16 protein-coding genes are annotated in these 21,062 nt (G+C 39.1%); 10 read left to right on the top strand and 6 right to left on the bottom strand.

The genetic code is table 11. The features are described 5' to 3' along the window. Positions 1 to 356 precede the first annotated feature (356 nt). On the bottom strand, positions 357 to 593 hold the full coding sequence (locus H7U17_RS08255; protein ID WP_317172713.1) for a hypothetical protein: 237 nt from the start codon (positions 591 to 593) through the stop codon (positions 357 to 359). Positions 594 to 737: 144 nt separating this feature from the next. Between H7U17_RS08255 and H7U17_RS08250 the strand changes: the two genes are divergently transcribed. From H7U17_RS08250 to H7U17_RS08230, 6 genes are all read left to right on the top strand, one after another. Continuing rightward, positions 738 to 1,412 carry a YggS family pyridoxal phosphate-dependent enzyme gene (locus tag H7U17_RS08250; protein ID WP_186756235.1) on the top strand — a complete coding sequence of 225 codons (675 nt, stop codon included), beginning with the start codon at positions 738 to 740 and terminating at the stop codon, positions 1,410 to 1,412. Positions 1,413 to 1,415: 3 nt separating this feature from the next. Continuing rightward, the gene (locus tag H7U17_RS08245) at positions 1,416 to 1,802 is read left to right on the top strand and encodes a DUF423 domain-containing protein (RefSeq protein ID WP_186756234.1); all 387 of its coding nucleotides are present in this window, start codon (positions 1,416 to 1,418) and stop codon (positions 1,800 to 1,802) included. Between the two features lie 41 nt (positions 1,803 to 1,843). Next, a complete protein-coding gene (locus H7U17_RS08240; RefSeq protein WP_186756233.1) occupies positions 1,844 to 3,139 on the top strand; it encodes a D-alanyl-D-alanine carboxypeptidase/D-alanyl-D-alanine-endopeptidase in 1,296 nt (431 codons plus the stop codon). A gap of 375 nt (positions 3,140 to 3,514) precedes the next feature. After that, a complete protein-coding gene (locus H7U17_RS08235; RefSeq protein WP_186756232.1) occupies positions 3,515 to 4,570 on the top strand; it encodes a S66 peptidase family protein in 1,056 nt (351 codons plus the stop codon). Positions 4,571 to 4,617: 47 nt separating this feature from the next. Beyond that, positions 4,618 to 4,749, top strand: a complete 132-nt coding sequence (locus H7U17_RS20715) for a hypothetical protein (RefSeq protein WP_262891699.1) — start codon at positions 4,618 to 4,620, stop codon at positions 4,747 to 4,749. A 238-nt stretch (positions 4,750 to 4,987) separates the two neighbouring features. After that, a complete protein-coding gene (locus tag H7U17_RS08230; protein WP_230981324.1) occupies positions 4,988 to 5,611 on the top strand; it encodes an SGNH/GDSL hydrolase family protein in 624 nt (207 codons plus the stop codon). Positions 5,612 to 5,946: 335 nt separating this feature from the next. Here H7U17_RS08230 and H7U17_RS08225 read toward each other — a convergent pair whose 3' ends face one another. Continuing rightward, positions 5,947 to 6,345, bottom strand: coding sequence for an acyl-CoA thioesterase (locus tag H7U17_RS08225; protein ID WP_186756230.1), 399 nt, complete (start codon positions 6,343 to 6,345; stop codon positions 5,947 to 5,949). Positions 6,346 to 7,078: 733 nt separating this feature from the next. On the opposite strand from H7U17_RS08225, the gene H7U17_RS08220 reads away from it, so the two are divergent. The 4 genes from H7U17_RS08220 (at position 7,079) to H7U17_RS08205 (ending at position 13,140) form a co-directional block, all read left to right on the top strand. Further along, positions 7,079 to 8,893, top strand: a complete 1,815-nt coding sequence (locus H7U17_RS08220; protein WP_186756229.1) for a sensor histidine kinase — start codon at positions 7,079 to 7,081, stop codon at positions 8,891 to 8,893. Beyond that, a complete protein-coding gene (locus tag H7U17_RS08215) occupies positions 8,890 to 9,660 on the top strand; it encodes a LytR/AlgR family response regulator transcription factor (RefSeq protein WP_186756228.1) in 771 nt (256 codons plus the stop codon). Before H7U17_RS08220 ends, H7U17_RS08215 begins: the two co-directional genes overlap by 4 nt. 488 nt (positions 9,661 to 10,148) lie before the next feature. Further along, entirely contained in the window at positions 10,149 to 11,429 is a 1,281-nt protein-coding gene (locus H7U17_RS08210; RefSeq protein ID WP_186756227.1) for an aspartyl protease family protein, read from the top strand. A gap of 130 nt (positions 11,430 to 11,559) precedes the next feature. Next, positions 11,560 to 13,140: a phage tail sheath family protein gene (locus H7U17_RS08205; protein ID WP_186756226.1), complete on the top strand. Its 1,581-nt coding sequence runs from the start codon at positions 11,560 to 11,562 to the stop codon at positions 13,138 to 13,140. 99 nt (positions 13,141 to 13,239) lie between these two features. Here H7U17_RS08205 and H7U17_RS08200 read toward each other — a convergent pair whose 3' ends face one another. From H7U17_RS08200 to H7U17_RS08185, 4 genes are all read right to left on the bottom strand, one after another. Next, positions 13,240 to 14,748 (bottom strand): alpha-L-fucosidase, encoded by a 1,509-nt coding sequence (locus H7U17_RS08200; protein ID WP_186756225.1) that lies wholly within the window; start codon positions 14,746 to 14,748, stop codon positions 13,240 to 13,242. A gap of 72 nt (positions 14,749 to 14,820) precedes the next feature. Then, positions 14,821 to 15,756 (bottom strand): BT_3987 domain-containing protein, encoded by a 936-nt coding sequence (locus tag H7U17_RS08195; RefSeq protein ID WP_186756224.1) that lies wholly within the window; start codon positions 15,754 to 15,756, stop codon positions 14,821 to 14,823. 53 nt (positions 15,757 to 15,809) lie between these two features. Further along, the gene (locus H7U17_RS08190) at positions 15,810 to 17,657 is read right to left on the bottom strand and encodes a RagB/SusD family nutrient uptake outer membrane protein (protein WP_186756223.1); all 1,848 of its coding nucleotides are present in this window, start codon (positions 17,655 to 17,657) and stop codon (positions 15,810 to 15,812) included. 16 nt (positions 17,658 to 17,673) lie between these two features. Continuing rightward, on the bottom strand, positions 17,674 to 21,024 hold the full coding sequence (locus H7U17_RS08185) for a TonB-dependent receptor (RefSeq protein WP_186756222.1): 3,351 nt from the start codon (positions 21,022 to 21,024) through the stop codon (positions 17,674 to 17,676). Positions 21,025 to 21,062: the final 38 nt, after the last annotated feature.

Genomic DNA, 21,062 nt, shown 5'->3' with positions numbered 1-21,062 from the left:
CAAGGTAACCATTAATCATCACTCCGAGGCATCAGCCAATCACAACCGAAGCCAGGATAAGTATCTTTATTTTCTTATGATCGGTAATACTATTTGTTTTAATGTTTATGGCTTTTCATTTGTAACAACTAAAAAAACAGCTAAAAGAAGCGCCAAATTCGAAAAATCCCTTCAATGGCTAAAGCTGTACCTACCGGAGAAAAAGCTACTAAAATAAAAACAAACCTGCTCCCGCAGACATCCCTAAATAGTCAATAACTCCGAGATCAACCTTACGCAATTTATAAAATTTAACGTAAAACATAAATGTATAGATACTACCAACCTATCCCTGATCCACTGACATTTCCTGTCAGTCATTCATTTTTTTCAAGAAAAACATAACTTTTATTCTCCTTACAATACTGGATATCCTTTTCTATAGATAACTTCAGATCATCCAATATTCGATATACCGACCTTTCCTTGACTCCCAATTTTCTAGCGAGTTCTCCAGGCCTTCCCGTTTTCTTTTTTTCGATCAGCTCTATAAAGTGCTTAGTTCTTTCTGAAATAGTAACCCTACTTTCGACCAAGAGAATATATTTGACCACATCAGTAATCAAGTACCTTCAAGTCCCCGCACAGGTGGATATCAAAAGCATAATCTCTGCTTAAGCTTTTATTAGCTTGTTGGTGTAATAATATTTGCCCAAAGTAATTCCCCCACTTATCTTTGAATAAGAAAAAACCAAGGAATGAGCATAAAAGAAAACCTATCCGATTTAAAAAGCCAATTCAAAAAAAGTGACTGCCTTTTGGTTGCCGTAAGTAAGACCAAGCCTGTATCTGACATTCAGGAAGCTTATGATGCGGGCATCAGGGATTTCGGTGAAAATAAGGTGCAGGAACTAGTGGACAAACATCCCCAGTTGCCCGATGATATCCAATGGCATATGATTGGCCACCTGCAAAGGAACAAGGTCAAGTATATTGCCCCATTTATCCACCTGATCCATGGAGTGGATACTTTTAAATTACTCAAGGAAATCAATAAGCAGGCAAAAAAAGCAGAAAGAACCATTCCTTGTTTATTACAAGTCCACATTGCCAAAGAGGAGACCAAATTTGGCTTCAACGAAGAAGAGATTTTGGAATTACTAGAAGAAGGAGCTTTTGAGGAATTGGAAAATGTAAGGATTATCGGCCTGATGGGCATGGCCACCAATACCGATGATGAAAATCAGGTCAGGAGTGAATTTGCCTGGTTAAAAGGATTTTTAGATCAACTTAACACCAAAAACCTACCTAACAATTTTGCCTTAAAAGAGCTCTCCATGGGCATGAGCGGAGACTTCCTGATAGCCCAAGAAGAAGGTAGTACCATGGTAAGGGTGGGCAGTGCCATTTTTGGAAAAAGAAATTATCTATAAAACATGAACTATACCAATACGATCAAACTTGCCGTTGCATTGGGAGCCTTAACAGTGGCCATTGGTGCATTCGGGGCCCATGGACTGGAACCCATCCTGGAAAAATATGGCCGGGTGGACACCTTTGAAACTGCCGTAAAATATCAGTTCTACCATACCTTGGCCATCTTTTTGGTAGGCATATTGCAGGTTCAGTTCCCCCATAGCAAAGCCCTGAAAAACGCGGTCTATTCCTTTTTGGCAGGTATACTTATTTTCTCTGGATCACTTTATATTCTTTCCACCACTGGAACCAACTGGCTGGGCGCCATCACCCCACTGGGAGGCTTGGCCTTTATCCTTGGCTGGATCCTAATTTTTCTGGGTATTAAGCCAAATCCAAACAATTAAGCAATCCGATTAATGATTTTTACCACTTATTTTCAGATAATATGCTAAAGAAACATCTCCTTCTATTTTTCAGTCTTCTTATTGGCTCACCATTTATTTTTGCCCAGCATGCCAAAAAAGACATCAAGGGATTGGAGCAAAGGCTTGGCGAAAACTCCTTCTTTGCCAAGCACCAAACTGGCTTTATGCTTTATGACTTAGATGAAAAGAAAGTAATATTTGAAAAGAATAGCCAGCTGAGCTTTATCCCTGCCTCCACCACCAAACTCTTCACCTTTTATGCAGCCCTAATGACCTTGGGGGATAGCACCAAAAGGCTCCGCTACCAAACCAAGGGCAATGACATTATTATATGGGGCACAGGAGATCCTTCCTGGGAATATCCGCATTTGCCCGATTTGCAAATGAAAGCATTCTTTGAACCCTATGACAAGGTCTATTTTTCGGACCAAAACTGGAAAGACACCGCTTTTGGCTATGGCTGGCAATGGGATGATTATTATTATTCCTACTCAGCTGAAAGGTCCCCGCTGCCCATTTACGGGAATCTGATCACCGTAAAGAACCAAAACCGCAGGCCAAATATCCAGCCCCAGTATTTTGCCAGTAATATCAATATCACACAAAAGGAAATCAAAGATGTAGAAAGGGACTTCCACAGCAATAACTTCTACTATAATCCCAATACCTATTCCAAACTGGAATCCAAAGTCCCCTTTATGACTTCCACGGAAACTTTTGCTTTATTGGCAAGCCAATTCCTTGACAAAGAGGTTATCCCAAGCAAAGAACCACTTCCAGAAGAACACTATATTTTGAAAGGCATCCCCTTGGACAGCATTTATAGGGAAATGCTTTGGGAAAGTGACAACTTCTTGGCTGAGCAGTTATTATTAATGGTTTCTGATGAAATCTTGCATGAACTTAACAGTGGCGCAGCCATTGACAGCATTAAACATACCTTCCTTTTTGACCTCCCTGATGAACCACAGTGGGTAGATGGTTCCGGTTTATCCAGGCACAACTTGATTTCGCCCCGGACTTTGGTTTCCTTGACAGAAAGAATCTACCAAATCCTTCCAGACAGCACCTTGTTTCGTTTATTACCCCAAGGTGGAAAAGCGGGCACTCTAAAAAATCACTACCGAGCACCAAGCCCCTATATCTTTGCCAAAACAGGTACAATGAGCAATAACCACAGTTTGGCCGGGTATATCAAAACCAGTAGCAATAAGCTTTATGCCTTTGCCTTTATGAACAATAATTACCCCTATAAAGCCAAAGAAGTGATCAGGGAAATGGAGAAGGTCATGTTATATATCCGGGATAATTTTTAACTAAAAAACAGCGAATTATTGCCCGTTATGTAATGATATTACCATGAAGACAAAAAGAAAACAAAGATCATGAAGCATCCCTACCCAAAGCCCAAACCCAACTCTTAATGCACCTTAATTCCTTAATGGTTAAAAAATACAGAAACCAGGAAGACATAAAGAGACGAAGATCATGAAGCATCCCTTACCCAAAGTCCAAACCCAACTCTTAATGCACCTTAATTCCTTAATGGTTAATTTTTACTTTTTCATTTAAACACAGTACTTGATAAGTCATCATGAAGTGATAAATGGACATTAATTATTCCGCTTCATTTTCTTAAATCCTTAATGATTGTATATTTAACGTTTTGGATCCTTTCAAAAACCACCTAGATGAATAAAAGAACATTTATCAAAGCCCTGGGATTGGGAGCAGGCCTCTCCCCCATGATGGCTTTCAAAAACGATATAATTGCAGCCCAATCTGAAGAGGATAAAAAAACCGTGCTTCCCGAGCCCCTACAAAAGGGTGACTTGGTAGGTTTGGTGAGTCCTTCCTCAGCCAGCAATGATGAGATCTTATTCCAGTTTGCCCAAGAGACCCTGGAAGCCTTGGGCTTCAAAGTGCTCAGGGGAGAACATTTAAGCAGCCGAAGAGGGCATTTGGCCGGAACGGATGAGGAAAGAGCAGGCGATATAAACGCCATGTTCAAAAACAAAGATGTAAAGGGCATCATTTGTATCAGAGGTGGTTCGGGAGCAGCCCGCATCCTACCACTTTTGGATTATAAGATGATCAGAAAAAATCCAAAACCTATCTTGGGCTACAGTGATATCACGGCCCTTCACAATGCCATCTATGCACAAACTGGCCTGATTACCTTCCACGGCCCCAATGCCACGGGCAGTTGGAACAGCTTCAATGTGAATCAATTTGAGCAAATGTTCTTTGAGCAAAAACTGGTGAAGTTTGAAAATGAGCAGGAAAAGGGAGATGACCTGATCGTCAAAAAGAATAGGATACAGACCATCCATCCAGGTACCGCAGAAGGAATTATTGTTGGCGGTAACCTAACCGTCTTAACGGCCTTGGCAGGTTCGCCTTACCTTCCCGATTTCAAGGACAAAATCCTCTTCTTGGAGGATGTGGGAGAAGATCCTTACCGCATTGACAGGATGATGAGCACACTGATGCTGATGGGGGCTTTGGATGAAATCAAGGGATTTATCTTCGGCCAATGCTCCGATTGCGATCCTTCCGGAGGCTTTGGATCGCTGACCATCTGGCAAATCCTACAGGACTATATCCAGCCACTTAAAATCCCTGCCTATAGAGGGGCAATGATCGGCCATGTTAGCAAGCAGTTTATTGTACCCATTGGAGCAAAGGTCAGCATGGATGCCGATGCAGGCACCTTTGAGCTAAAAGAAAAAGTCTTTGCATCCTAGAACCATTTTAAACCCCTTCTTTTCATTAATATTTAAATTAATCCGCCTTGCAGGTATTGGACGTAAAGAAATTAAAGAAGTGGGTAGGCAAAGAGGCAGGCATGTTTGACGAATTACTGAACAAAATGGTGATTGGCGGCAATGCAGGAGGAGTTTGCCTGCATGAGTGCGGGCTTTAATTTTAGTCCAATAGATGCATAGCGGCGGGGTTTTTTGGTTACTTTTTTGACCTGCAGCAAAAAAGTAACAAATATGAATTGTTTTAATATTAATATTGTGCTAACACCAATAAATTCAGCATTCACCAGTGAAACTAATAGAAGTCATTTTCTTTGGTCATTCCTATTGGCATCCCTTCTATTTTCCTGTACTTCAAACCAACACATGCAACCCAATTCAAATAAGAACGACCCCGATATGAATAATAAAAAACTCAGCTACCTTGCCCTGGGAGACTCCTATACCATTGGTGAGGGCGTCAAGCCCAATGAGAATTACCCCCATCAACTGGTCTCCATTTTAAAGGAATATGAATATGACTTTGCCAGCCCAAAGATCATCGCCACCACTGGCTGGACCACCGACGAACTGCAAAACGGCATCAATTCGGCCAATATCGAAGGGAATACCTATGATTTGGTTACCCTGCTGATCGGGGTGAACAACCAATATCGCGGACGCAGCGTGGACAATTTCAAGGAGGAATTCACGGAACTTTTGGACCAGGCCATAGCCTTTGCCGGAGGGGACAAATCCAAGGTCATTATTATCTCCATTCCTGACTGGGGAGTCACCGGCTTTGCCAGCCAGCAAAATGTCGACCAACAAAAAGTGTCAGAGGAAATCACTGAATATAATACCGCCAAGCAGCAAATCAGCCATTCCAAGGGTGTACATTATATGGACATTACACAAGAATACCGACAGATCGGTTCCTACCCCGAAAACCAAGCCGAAGATGGCCTCCACCCCAGTGGCAGAATATACAGTTCTTGGGCAGAAAGACTGGCCGACCTGATCAGGAAAGAAATCAGATTTTAAGTGCTAAGCAATAATTTGAGACTGTCTCATAAGTCAATTTTTTGTGTCATTCTGACGAAAGGAAAAATCAAATTGAATAAAAAGATCCCAAACGAAACTGGAATCAGCTCAATTTGAAGAATGCTCCACTGGCCTAGATTTCCTGCTTCCTGCAGGCGAGGTTTGCCTACTTTTTCATCAAAGGAAATGCTCAGCATTCATGAAGACAATAAAGAACTCATCAATACCTGAATAAAAAGTAGGTAAGCTTAAATACAAGCCAAAACCTATATTTATTTGGTCACTTACTAAAAAGCGAATACACATAAAATATTTTAAACTATATGATGGATAAATCAGCTAGATTTTCCTTCCAGCCTATCCTTTACATATTCAATCTGATGCTTTCCATGTGCCTTGGGTTGGCCATCCTCGCCCAAGTTGACCATAATGATTTCATCGATGGTGATGATGGTCTGTCGGGTCATCTTGTTTCTTACCTCACACTTCAAGGTGAGCGAGGTTTTCCCAAATTTGACCGGCTCTATCCCGATTTCCACGATATCGTTCACACGGGCTGATGCCATAAAATTGATGGAGGAAATGTATTTGGTCACGACATGCTTGTTTTCCAACTGAATAATCGCATATAGTGCAGCCTCTTCGTCTATCCATGCCAATAGTCGCCCTCCGAATAAAGAGTCATTGGCATTGAGGTCTTCCGGCTTGATCCATTTTCTGGTATGAAATCTCATATTCTCATATGGTTTGTTTTTATGCTTCAACATCAATTATTAACTAATAATTTCATAAATCGCTAATATGTATATTCGCTAAGACACCAGTCCCTTTGAATAATAAGATATTCTGACAAAAAGCACCTAGATCTATCAAAATTGATTAATTGAATGTGTGGAAATCCGTGGAATCTCCCGATAAATCTGGACAGGCTGTGAGAAATAAGATTACTGGTATAAAAACAGATAATCACAATCATTAATATTCATCTTAAATATCAATGAAGACTTTCTGTTCCCCCGGTATTCCCTTTTGAATTTAATAAAATAATCAGGGGTTCCCCTATGGATACTCCCAGTCCTAGTATACCCCTAGTATAGGATACGTTTACTTTTGGCTAAATTCTTAGAATCCATGGTATTTTACCAAGAAGGTTTTTCCGAAATAAAAAACGCTTACTATTCCCTGTATCTTGTCCACATCAATTCCAATGAATATCTTAGTTGAAGTTTTTCCTTTCCTTGATCTGGTTCTGACTATAAAAAACAATCCCTTAATTTCACGGGAGTTTTAGCTCATTTTCTAAAGGACAAGCGCCATAAACTAATACTTACCACTTATTTTGAATAAACCTCTGTGAAAAACATAAAATACCCATACATAATATCACACAAATTCCACACTTCATCGGAAAAGACTGTATTACCAGATGACAACACTGTTTCTTTAAGCTAAAATAAAAACCAAGTCATGATGAAACAGCTGTTACTTTTTATTGTAGTCATTTTAGCAAGTCTAAACTTAAGCCAGGCGCATCCAAGTCAAAGTCCCTTTGAAGAAACTACCTGGAATGTGATTCGGGAAAGGTTGTTTAATGGTGAAAACGCTAAGGCCTATCGCTTTGAGGATGATATTCGTTTTCAGTTAATCGGGGCAAAAACCCATCAGGATTCTGCGGTCTTTGTCAAAATGATTGCTGAATTAAATGACCTGCTTGAAACCGTTCAAATTAAAATGGTGGAAACAAATCCCAACTTCAAACTAACCATTAAGCAAGAAGGAGTCCAATCGATCTCAACGGGGAGACGCACTTCTGGTTCCACAATCTTATCAGTCAATTTAGGCCTTCGAATTTCAGGAGCTATAAATGAAAAAGCATACATAAATCACATTTATTATCATACCATTCGCCAATTAACCAAGCTGTACTCGCCACAAAATGGGAGTACTGGCTACGGAGGGATTTTTGATTCACCCAAAGCCGCTGATGCTGAATTTAAGGAAATAGACAAAAACTTGCTTAGAAAACTATATTCACCTGATTTCTATGAAAATCTCAAAGAAAACACGGTAAGAAAGTTCGGCTATTATTATTATCTTAATCTAAGATTTCAAAAGTTATTAAAAATCCTCCCGAGTGCATTCAAAGCCATTTTAATCTTATTTGGCTTTATGTTTTTCCTCTCAAAAGCATCTAAAAGAAAACAAAACCCCGGACTATTTTTATATATAAAACAAAGGGCCATCATCCTTTTTATACTTCCTTTTATCTTTACCTTTTACAAAACTTCTTATACGGCAACTGATTATAATCCCCTTTTAATATTCAGTCCTGCTGACTTTGGCATCAGTTATCTCATCACTTTTTTTTATGCTACATTTATCCTTATTATTATCTATTTTACCGAGCCCATTTTTCTTAGGAAGATAGATAATTTCACTGGGAAGCAGGCATTCATTTTTTTAAGCACTATTATAGTGCCTTTTATTGTCACAGTAATATCAAGCTTTCTCTTTATTTTATTTTGGAATAAAGCGATGCTTTCAGGTTTTAGTCTTCTTTCCTTCTTTACCCAAGATCCATCTTTTTTGATGAAAATTGTTTTTGTGTCAACTTTGAGGATTTTCTATAATATAGTCAACTACCGTGTCCAAAGCATGGTCAACCAAAAAGATGTTGAAATTGCTAAAATGAAAGCACTAAAAAATCAGGCGGAATTAAATGCCCTGCATTCTCGCATCAATCCCCATTTTTTGTATAACTCATTAAACTCTATTGCCAGCTTGGCCCATATCAATGCGGATAAAACAGAAAGCATGGCTACTGGACTTTCTGAGCTTTTCAGGTACTCTATCAATCAAGAGGACAAAACCTTTGTATCGGTGGCAGAAGAACTAGAAATGGTCAAAAAATACTTGGAAATAGAAAAAAACCGTTTTGGGGATCGTATGAGCTATGAAATAAACACCGATAATAATACACTTGAAAAGCAGATCCCAAAATTCCTGATCCAACCATTGGTAGAAAATGCCATTAAGCATGGGCTTTCGAAAATAAAAGGCCCTGGCAAAGTTCGCATTGAAATAAAAAAAGAAGGGAGGAACCTAATACTTTTTGTATACGATAATGGCCCCGGTTTCCCGAAAGAACCAGTCAGCGGATATGGACTGCAAAACCTGCACGACAAACTTGACATTATCTATGGGAATAAGGCCAGTGTGAATTGGGAAAACGGAGAGCCAAAACATATTAGCATAACATTGAAAAATCAATTTGAACTATGACAATAAAGCAAGCCTACAAAACTATTATTGTGGACGACGAACCTTTGGCCCGAATGAGATTAAGGTCAATGATAGAAGAATATCCTGAAAAATTTGAAATCATTGCAGAAGCGGAAAATGGAGAACAAGCCATTGAGAAAATCAATCAGTTGAAACCGGAGCTTATTTGTCTGGATATACAGATGCCGGAAATCAATGGTTTTGATGTGCTGAAAAAGCTTGATTATTTGCCCAAAGTAATATTTTGTACTGCCTATGATGAATTTGCTTTAAAGGCTTTCGACACCAACTGTATAGATTATCTGGTAAAGCCACTCACAAAAGAAAGATTTGTCAGGACAATAGATAAAATGGAACAATTGAGTGAAAACAGATCGGATATAAACATGGATCAGCTCATTGAACAATTTAATCGACAGTTAAAGAAAACTGAAACATCATCTATCCCAGTAAAGGTGGGCGATCGTGTTATCTTTATCCGGCTCGAAGAAGTCTCCTACTTCCAAGCCGACGAAAAATATATAAGTATTATTACCAAACATGCAAAATCTTATATTTTGGACACTAGTCTCAAGAAACTGGAGGAAAAATTACCTGATTATTTTATAAGGGTACACAAATCTTATCTTATCAATAAAAAACTACTAAAGGAAATCAACAAATACTATAATAATCGTTTTGTATTAGTTCTCGACGATTATAACCAAAGTAAAATCACCAGTGGACGAAGTTATTATCAAGAAATAAAATCTTTACTTGAATATTAATTTAAATCTACCATTTATCCTTAATGACTGTCCGGCACTTTACACGTACCTTTAGAAATAAAATATTCTTCTAAATTCCAATGGAAGGCATTTGGTCTCGGTCAACCGGGGTCATTTTTAACCAACAGCAACTGGTACAGAACTTTTCACCACCTAATAAGGAATACCTGAGATCATGCCTGCAGAAAAGTGTTATTTAGGCTGGCAAGAATCCATGGATAAATTAAAACGTTTGGTAGAGCATAATATCCCGGACTAGTTAATCCAGGGAAATTCAAAGTCCAATTACCGGATAAAGGAAAGATCACAAAGTAATTTTAGGGAAACCAGAATAAAGTAGCAGCAAAATACCCCATGTGGGGTATTTTTTGTTTTAGAGGGATTCCTTAGGTTTAAGGTTTATACCTATTTTAATTTTTGGGAATAGATAAAATCTAAACATTATAAATCCCCTTGTCTAACCAAGCCCATTTAACCTCTTAAATTAAATGAAGAAGAGACCAAATTTCGCACAGCTATTATTTTTTGCATCCATTTCTGGAATTATCATGTACTTAATCTTGATGAAACCTGAAAGGAATAATAATCAAGAAAAATTCAACTGGAACTCCTCAAATGATAGCTTTTCGACCGAGTTTATTGTGGGTAAAGAAGGACGCATTTACCTAAATGCCAAAATAAATGGAAAAGCTGGTCTTTTACTTTTTGATACAGGAGCAGGAATAACCTCAGTCAATGAAAAATTGGTGTCTGACCCTGATATGAAACTGAGCTCCAATATTATTACAGATGCAAAAGGATTGACTCAAACTAAAAACCTTTACAAAACAAAATCCTTTGAGCTAGCGGCTATCAATATTGAAGGCCTAAAGGTTTACCCTCAAGACAGTTTATCCTGGACAGACCCTAAAGGCGTGCATTATAAAAAAGACAGCGTCATTGGTATAATTGGCAATAATATTATTTCAAACTATATCTGGAATTTTGACTTAAAAAACAAACGCGTCACTGTTTCCAATGACAAAAAGTATTGCCATAACCTTCCTGACTCATTGGCCATTAAATTAATCCCTAAAAATAACTATAAGGAAATTCAGGTTTTGATCAATGGAGAGCCTAAAATGCTAACACTTGACTTTGGTTGTAGCCAGCCTCTAGTCCTTAGCGATTCCATTCCTAGCCAAAACAAGTTTAAATTTAAGGGATCAAGTATTTCACAAAATAGCAGAACTTTTTTAAATCATATCACTAAAAGCAAAACTCCTTATACACCTATAAGTTTTGTAGATGTAAGTTTTGGTCCTAATCAATTTAATCGGGTAAGAGGTACTGAGAACGCTGTTTCAAACCTATTTGGAATACCTTTTATTTGGGCCTATGAAAGGGTAGTCGTAGATTATAAAAATGACAAAATCTATTTTCTGTCTGCATCCGATTCCGTTAGTACTTTTGGAGTAAAAATCAATAGCAGAAAGAGTTTGGAAGCAATACTGGGTATCATCTTGAAAACGGAGAATGGAAAAGCAGAACTAGCACTCCGGAATGAGCTAAAATTGCCCATCAAATGGATTAATAATCAAAACGACACCTCAAGGTCTGAATACAAACTGTACGGAAACATCTCCATCTATGGAGGCAAGAAAGACCCAAATGCAGGGTACTATGTAATTGATAGCATTGCCGCAGTTGATTCACTTATGCTTCCCAACGGGATTATCCAACATGGCCCTTACATGGTCGATTACACTAAGAAATATTATGTTGAATAAAATTTACCTGATTAGAAAAAGCTGATGATTTACTCGAACTTAATAAAGATTCAATAGATAAGCTCTATTTAAATACAATTCCACTCACGAAATCACACATCAATTCAAACTCACCACAACTCAAAAAACCATGAAACCATCCAATATAAAAACCCCGGGAGTGTATTTAAACGAGATTAACGCTTTTCCTAATGCTATAGTCCCGGTTGCCACTGAGGTTCCTGCCTTTATAGGATATACCCCGCAGGCCGAGTATGAAGGAAAATCCTATTTTAATAAACCTACCAAAATCACCTCTTTTGCGGAGTTCGAGTCCATCTTTTGTTATCCCAAGCCAGCACCACCTGCGGACCCGGCCAAACAATATGAACCCCAGTATTATCTGGTAGAAGAAAAAAGCCAACCAGGAAAGGGGGATTATTTGCTTATTGAAGGAAAATATTACTCCATCGTCCCCGACCCCAGTACCATTTATTATCTCTATAATAGCATCAGGCTGTTCTATGAAAATGGCGGTGGTGAGGCCTATATTGTATCGGTAGGGACTTATGGATCAGCATCAGGGCAACCCATAAAAGCAGGTGAACAAATCGTCAATCCCTATGTCCAATTAGCTGACCTGACCAAGGGTTTGGCTTTACTAAAAAATGAGCAAGAACCCACGATGTATATCTGTCCAGAAGCCACATTGCTCTCAGTTAAGGATAATGCGGCACTTATGCAGGAAATGCTTTTGCAAAGTTCCGAAATAAAAAGCGCCATTTGTATTTTCGACATTATCGGAGGTAGAAATCCTGATCCAAACCTGTTCATGGAGGATATCGAAACATTCCGTAGTCATACAGGAACAAATGGACTGGACTTTGGTGCTGCTTATTATCCCTTTATTGGAACGACCATTATGCAATCATCTGACATTGACTATACCAACTTATTTGGCGGAGATATAAAACAATTGCAGGCAATTCTTAGCCCTGCATCCAAGCCCAATACAGCGGTGGAAAAGATCATTGCCAATATCGAAAGCCCAAGCAATTCTCCCTTAACAATAAGTCAAAACAATGCTGCACTGATTGCCACAAGTAATACCTATAAAACTATTATCAAGCACATACTGGCCGATACCAATATGCTTCCCCCAAGTGCAGGCATAGCTGGAGTGATTACTGTCACGGACAATAATATGGGACCTTGGAAAGCTCCAGCCAATACCTCCATCGTATCCGCCACGACACTACCCATCAACCTTTCTGAAGCCCAGCAAGGAGAACTCAATATTGATCCCCTCACTGGTAAATCCATCAATGCTATCCGACAATTCCCTGGAATGGGCATACTGATTTGGGGTGCAAGAACCTTGGACGGGAACAGTTTGGATTGGAAATATCTGTCGGTCAGAAGAACGATGATATTTATAGAACAATCCTGTAAACTTGCTGCCCAGGCCTATGTTTTTGAGCCAAACGACAAAAACTCTTGGGAAGCAGTAAAAGCCATGATCAGTAGTTTTCTTACATCAGTTTGGAAACAGGGAGGACTGTGTGGTGCATCTCCTGCAGATGCTTTCAGTGTAGATTGTGGCTTAGGTACCACCATGACCGCTGAGGATATTCTCAACGGCTTTATGAATATTACAATAAAGGTGGCAATTACTCATCCAGCCGAATTTATGGTCATCACCATCCAACAGGAAATGGCTAAGTCATCTTGATTTTGTTGAACAAAAAGGAATCAGCTTTAATAAAGTCTTAGCCAAATAAAAAAATGTATGCCCCAATTGCAAAAAGGAGCATACAATCAAAGAGGTGCACTAATCTTTATAAAAACCTATTTCTGCTAGATGAGGTTCTAGCCTGCTTTTCTTAATTCTTAATCTGAATTTAGTCCCAGACACCTCATCAGGTTTAAAAAGTCGTTTATAACCAATTGTAGTTCCTTCTACGATAGGGTGCCATTTTTCATCTTGCAGATGCTCCAAAACAAAAGCCTCCACCCTTTGTCCACGGGTAATGTTTTCTTGTAGGGACAAGTAGTTAAATCCTACAGCATTCTTAAATTCAATCTCCACGATATATTCTCCATTTGATTCTTCAGGAACTATTGAAGTCGATAAATCATTGTCAGTCAACACCTTTAACGATTTCTTATTCCCTTTGGCATGGGACAAAATATTCTCCTCAAAAATCCCATCAATTAAACCTTTCCATTCCTTTAAATTTTTCACATCCTGCTCATGGATCAATCCTCTTTTATCAGGAGGTAAATTCAAAAGGAGCACCCCATTTTTACCTACCGAATTGAAATATATATCCAAAAGCTTTTCTGGAGATTTCACCTTATCGTCCTGTTCGGAATGATAAAACCATCCTGGACGGATGGAAACGTCTGTTTCTGCAGGATACCAAACCAGCCCTTTAGCAGAATAAAGACTTTCTCTACTTCCCAAAACCTCTTTGGACTTATCCCATGTAGGTTTGACATTTACATTTTGCTGTGAATTGGAAGCTATTTTCTCCTGATCAAGATTATTGACAGGTACTACGCTCCATTCAGTATCCTTGCCATAGCCGGTTTCTGTCCCTACCCATCTTACATCCGGACCCATGATGGCAATTACGGCTTCGGGCTGCAATTCCCTTATTTTTTCGTAATACCTATCAAAATCATATACCTGCTTTTTGCCATTTGGACCTTCACCATTTGCTCCATCAAACCAAACCTCATCCACCTTTCCATACCAGGTCAACAATTCGTTAAGTTGTTCTATAAATAAATCATTATAGTCTTCTGTTCCATAACTTGGCGCATTCATATCCCAAGGTGAAAGGTATATTCCGAATCCCATATCATGCTTCTTACAGGCTTCGGCCATTTCTTTGACCACATCACCTTTCCCCTCTTTCCAAGGACTGGAAATTATGGAGTGACCGGTAGTTTTGGTAGGCCATAGGCAAAACCCATCATGGTGCTTTGCCGTAATGATCAACTGCTTGATTCCTCCAGCCTTGGCGGCCAAAACCCATTGTTCTGCATCAAGGTCAGTAGGATTAAAAATTTCAGGATTTTCCTTCCCTGTCCCCCATTCTTTTCCAGTAAAAGTGTTTACGCCAAAATGGATAAAACCAGTGACCTCCAGCTTTTGCCATCTGAGCTGCCTGGCCGTTGGAACTACATTGGCCGCTTTCTCAATGATATCTTTATGACTATCCCCTGGGGATATAAACTGAATATGATTGCGGCTAATCTTTTGACCATGGGCATAAAATGCCAACATCTGCAAGGGCAATAAAACCTTAATAAATAATCCGAACTTTTTCATTTTCTTTTAATAAAATAGCCCACTACCGTACCGAGGACACAATAGTGGGTTATTGATCTTGTTTAATTTTAATTATAAGGCTAATATTTCTACCTCGGCCATTGCAAGGGGCGTATCTCCTTCAAGTTGTACCCTAACATATTGGCCTGTTCTACCTATTTTAATTTCCGTCTTCGGACCAGCTACTCCTGGTATGAAATAATCAGACACCCCTTCTTGGGCTTGGGTCTCCTCCAAGGAAGTCGATTCAAATGGTACATCAGAAACAAAAACATGGAAATTATTCAATCGCTCAGAACAACAGTCTTGACGATTATAAATATTGATTTGTGCAATCATAGGAGACACTTTTTCAAGGTCCACTTGCCACCAATCCTGTCCTTCTCCTGCAGTATGCGTCACTGAACCAGCTCCCCAATACCCATTGGTATTACCATCAACAGCCCTTGGACTAAGCCCTCCAGCAGTAATACTTGATTGGCTGGTGGGCTTATTTAGGGCAATATTCGGCGGTGGACCTCCCTGCAGACTATAATACTTCACATTCATGGCTTTGTTCATCTCAATGGATCCGTTCGCGCTGCTGATCTCCAGCGCCAGCATATAGGTTTTGTCCTGGTCCAATAAATCCGAATTGATCATGGCCTCTATTTCTTCAGATGATTTCTGGCCTTTTTCTATCACTGGATTTTCTGAACTAAAGCTGATGCTCTCTTCAGGAATCAATTCAAAGTCCGTCCCATACTTGGAATTATATGCAGTGACCAATTCATTATTCTGCCTTACCACGGCACTAATTTGTTCTGTTGCGGGCTCATAGAGGGCCACGGAGAACAAAATTGAAGAGGCAAAGTTTTCCACAAAAATTATGTTCTTTTGTTCTACTATATCTTTTGAATTGGGAGCTATAAATATCCCCTTAGGCATTTCACTTACTTCCTCCTCACAGCTAAAGAGAATGGCTAGCAAGAATAGGAAAGCATATTTTATATGATGTATATTCTTCATTGTTATAAAATTTAAATTTTGGAAAAATCCTAATAGCTTAATTTCAACCAAGCCTACCAGCCAGGATTCTGCACCAATCTTTCACTTTTTTGGACTTCGTTCAGTGGAATGGGATATAAATACATTCTTTTCTCCCAAACTCTATTTTCGTAAGGAGCACGATTGAAAAAATCTGCTTCAGATCCAGCATTCATATCCATACCATAAAAGTTTCCTCCCTGTCGACCCTGTGGAGAATCTGCTATCATCCAACGTCGTACATCAAAATACCGCTGCCCTTCTGTGGCCAATTCTACCCGCATCTCCTGTCTTACCGCTTTTCTTTGGGCCTCCTGATCCCCTATAATTTCTGGCTTAATCTCAGCCAACAAAGGTATTCCAGCCCTTTCCCTAACCCTATCTATATATTCAATCACCCGAGGGTCCGAAGGATTCACTTCATTAAGGGCCTCCGCATATAAAAGGTAAAATTCGGCAAGTCTAAATATTATTGAAGGTCTGTATTCCCTCCTGGGATAACTTCCTGAATTATAAATGGTCCTACTCATTCTCTTATACAACAAATAACCTGACCAAGGGTAGTTAGCAGACGAATTATCATTTCCATCTCCTTTGCTAAATTTTACTACATTATTACTGATATGCCATTTTCTACCATGGAAAAAGACGGTCTGATAAAACCGTGGCTCTCTATTGATCCACATTTTATAAGTCCCTTCATTTGTCTGACCTGTTAAATCTTCCCCTATTGTTGAGAAGCCATCCTCACTATATAAAGGAGATTCTTCTATGGACATTCCATCCATCATAAAAAAGTCATCTACTAACTCCTGAGTTACTGCTATAGAAGCTAATCCACCACGTTCAGTTCGTGGTGTAACCCTTTTATCTATACCTTCATAGGATAAGGTGCCCCAATCATCTTGAGAACTCGCCCAAATAACTTCATCGTTATAATCCATAAAAAGTTCATATAATGAGGCATCAACATCTAAATTACCATTACCATCGTAAACTTTGTATAGGCTATAATATCCTGACTCAGCAAAATCAATGAAATCTTGCATTGCCGAAAGAGCCTTATCCCATTTTTGACTACTGTATTCAGGAAAGAGTTTTTTTCCATCTTGTGGATTTTCCAAGGCCAATGCTTCCTCATAACCACCGTTAAACAAAGGACTTGCTGCATACATCCAGAGTTTTGCCTTTACAGCAAGGGCTACCCCCTTAGAAGGCAATACTAAGAAGTTTTGTTCTGTTTCCTTATCATTTAGCTGATCAGCCACTTCGGTTAATTCCTCATCTATAAAATTCACGACTTCATCCACAGTATTTCTTGAAAAGTCTAAATCGGTCGTTTCGGGGTCAACAGCGCTGTCCATAATAGGAATAGGCCCATATAATTCAAAGAGCAAGTAATGGTAATAGGCTCTTAAAAATTTAGCCTGAGCCATCATCCTAGAATATTCATCTTCATCAATAAAATCCGCAATCCCACTTTGAGGAATTACTTTAGCATTTTCTAAAAAAACATTAGCTTGTCTGATTAGAACATACAGGGTATTCCATCTGTGAAAAGGAGCATTCCCCGAATTATACCCATTAGAAGTGAGATTACGCAAAGCACCATGAGATAATTTTAATTCATCCGTGGCTCCAGCCCAAGGATTATCTAATCCATTAATTTGATAATCCGGCCCAAACAACATGTTGGATGAATTTGGGATCCCAGTAAAAATATTTCGATGAAACTGCCGAGTGGTTCCTGGATTATCAAACACTTCTTCCATAGTCAACTCTCCTGCCAACTCGTCAGACACATCTAAATAATCTGGATTACAACTCACTAAAGTGATTAATATGGCTGCCAATACAACCTTATATTTCTTATATCTTTTCATAAATTGATTTTTCATTTTAAAGTGTCAGTTCTAAACCAAAAGTAATGGTTTTAGGTAGTGGGTAATTCATTCCTGCATTAGCATTTCCTATTTCTGGATCCCACATCTTGATCTTATCCCACACATGTAAATTGTTACCCATAACATAAACTCTGCCTTTAGTGACTCCTAATTTTTTCAAAAGGCTTTTATCTATCTGATACCCAATCTCTGCACTTTTTAGACGTACAAAGCTAGCATCTCTTAACCACCAAGTACTTGATGCTCGGTTATGAAAATAGGCTCCAGATCGTATTCGCGGGAACATTACATCTTGTGATGGATTTTCTTGTGTCCATCTACTTTCAACCTCTTTTCTTATTGAACTCTGACCAACTCCCCAGGTAAATGGAAAAAATCCCTGCGGGTTTGATTCACCTAAAACTGTAGAAGTATTTCCTGCTCCTTGAAAGAACACATTAGCGTAAAAGTTTTCATACTCTACATTAAGCCCAAGTCCATAAATTAATTCCGGAACTGTTGGTTTAGCTAAACCTCTTACCTGATCGAATTGATTTATCACTCCATCTTCATTCATGTCCTTGTACTTAATATCTCCAGGCAAATTATTTGCTGCTAATGAGGAAACAGGCAAACCTTCTTTTAAGGAATAAACCTCTGTGCCATTTTCATTGGTAATATTAAAATCATCCGCAGTATAAAGCCCTTCTGCAACAAATAAATTCGGGGTATTCAAACTGGTTCCTGTAATATTCATCCATGGATATAATTGTTCCACTTCATCGTATTCCAAAATCTTATTTTTGGCATAAGTAACATTCCCTCTAATTCCCACTTTCACCTGTCCTATGTATTTACGGGCATTAAGACTAGCATCAACCCCTTTATTAGAAACTTTACCAAAGTTTTGCCAAGGAGCCTGCCTGAATCCTGCTGCTGCTGATACTGTTCTCCTTTGAAGCAAGATATTATACCTGTAATTATTGAAATAATCAGCTTGCAAAGTAATTCTGTCCTCAAACAGTCCTAGTTCCAGGCCTATATTTCGCTTATTCTCAATTTCCCAAGACAGGGATGGAGCGGCAAAACGACCTTCAACATAACCGCCTAATCCATTTAAAGATCCATTATCTCCAATTCCAATAGGGTATCCTCCTCCCCCGGAAAATGTTCCCCGGTACAAGAACCTTGACCCACCGGTATTATCATTACCTGTCCTACCAATAGACCCTCTAACTTTTAGTCCAGAAATTACATTTCTAAGGTTACTCATGAACCTTTCATTCTCTACAATCCAAGAAACCCCTACCGCAGGAAAGAATCCAAACCGATAGCCTTTGGCAAAAGTTTCACTTCCGGTAAGTCCAAAGTTCGCTTCTAAGGAATACCTTTTATCAAAGGTATAAGTACCTCTTCCAATATAGGCTTGTTTCCTAAAAGCCAAGGCCTGGTTATTTAATTGGGATTCCTTTTGGTAATACAAGATCATCCCGCCTACATCATGCTTCCCTGAAAAATTTCTTTTATAATTAAAAGAAGCTTCCAAATAGATGTTTTTGTTACCACTATTAGACTCATTGGGTTCTCCAAAAGGCACCTCATTGACTGTTTGGCTATATACCAAGTCCCCATTTATATTCCTCTCAGTTGCGACATATTGGGCAGGAATTTTTGTTCTGCTGGAATAATAATTTGAATTAGCATCGTAACTCACAACCGCCTTAAAATCAAGTCCTTTCGTCAACGATTTTAAATCTTGCTGAATAGAAACTTTCGATTGCAAACTACTTCTCCATTCTTTGGCATATCCTGACTCCATAAGCATGACATAAGGGTTTGCTGTATTCCCAGTATTACCTCCAGGGGGATTTGGATGTGACGCCAAAGTGCCATCTGAAAAAACCATTGGATATAAATAAGGCGCAGCGATTGTCATATTTTGAAAAAGATTTGTTGTGCCAACCCCCGGATAATTGGTTTCTAAATATTGACCACTTAAATCAACACTCAACATAGTTGTCTCGGTCACATCAAAATCTACATTTGACCTTAAATTGTACCGGTTTAACCCAATATTATTGTTATAATCTGCCAATGGATTTGACTCAAAAATTCCACTTTCCTTAAAATAAGCGCCCGAAACAAAAAAACGTGCTTTGTCACTACCTCCTCTAAAACTTAAAGTATGTCTAGTATTGTAAGTAGCATCTCTTAATAGGTCAAGCCAATTATTATTTGGATAAAGATCAGGGTCCTGCCCCGATTCATAACGTCCTATTAGATCATCTGAAAAAACTGGTTGCTTACCCTCATTAAATAAAGCTTCATTATATATTCTCATATAATCTGCAGCCCCCACAAATTCAGGCAATCGAGTGGGCTGCAAAGTACTATACTCCCCTCTATAACTAATTTTAGTGTCCTGATTTTTACCTCTTTTGGAGGTTATTATAACTACCCCGTTGGCCCCTTCTGCACCATAAATAGCGGTAGCTGCTGCATCTTTTAGTAAAGTAAAAGTCTCAATTTCATCTGGCTCGATATCATTCATATTACGCGGCACACCATCTACCAAAACCAAAGGACTGGTCCCTCCAGCAAATGAACTGATTCCTCTGATCCAAAATTCCGCATTATCATATCCTGGTTCGCCTGAGCGCTGCACAGCAATCAGACCTGGCACCTGTCCCGCCAAGTTATTGCTTAAACTCCTTGTAGGCATTCTTAACTCTTCTCCTTTCACAGTAGCCACAGAACTCACCAAACTCTCCTTCTTCTGAACACCAAAACCAACTACTACCACTTCATCCAAAGCCTCAGAATCTTCTTGAAGCATCACTTCATAGAACTCCTTATCAGTAACGGTAATGATACTCTCCTCATAACCAACAAAAGTCACCCGTATCTTAGGCTCAGAGGTTATTAGATCAATGCTAAAAGTTCCATCTATTTCAGTAGCCACCCCATTAGTGGTCCCCACTTCCAGCACATTGGCCCCGGGAATAGTGACACCATTTGGATCTTTAACCACCCCCCTAATGGTCCTTTCCTCCTTTTCTAGATTTAACTCCCCTCGGCCCTTAATAATGGTGATTGTTTCTCCTCGAAGCCTATAGTCTAGGCCTTTGTCCTTAAGTATCTTCTCCAATACATCTTCCACTTTCGATTCTCTCAAGGAGACACTGATTTTATCTGCATCATTAAGGTCCTTTTCATTGTAAAAGAAACTATAACCTGATTGTTCGGACACCCTATCCAAAACACTCTTTAATGGCTGATCTTTTACGGAAAGAGATATTTGTTGGGCATTGGTTGAGGCATATACCCCCACCTGAAAAACCATCATCAATACTAATATCAATTTCATAGTTATTAAAATTTTGGGCAATCTGGCCCTGCCCCTCC

Source organism: Echinicola salinicaeni, assembly GCF_014280965.1.
GTDB classification, from domain to species: domain Bacteria; phylum Bacteroidota; class Bacteroidia; order Cytophagales; family Cyclobacteriaceae; genus Echinicola; species Echinicola salinicaeni.
This window is presented reverse-complemented; position numbering and strand designations above follow the sequence as displayed.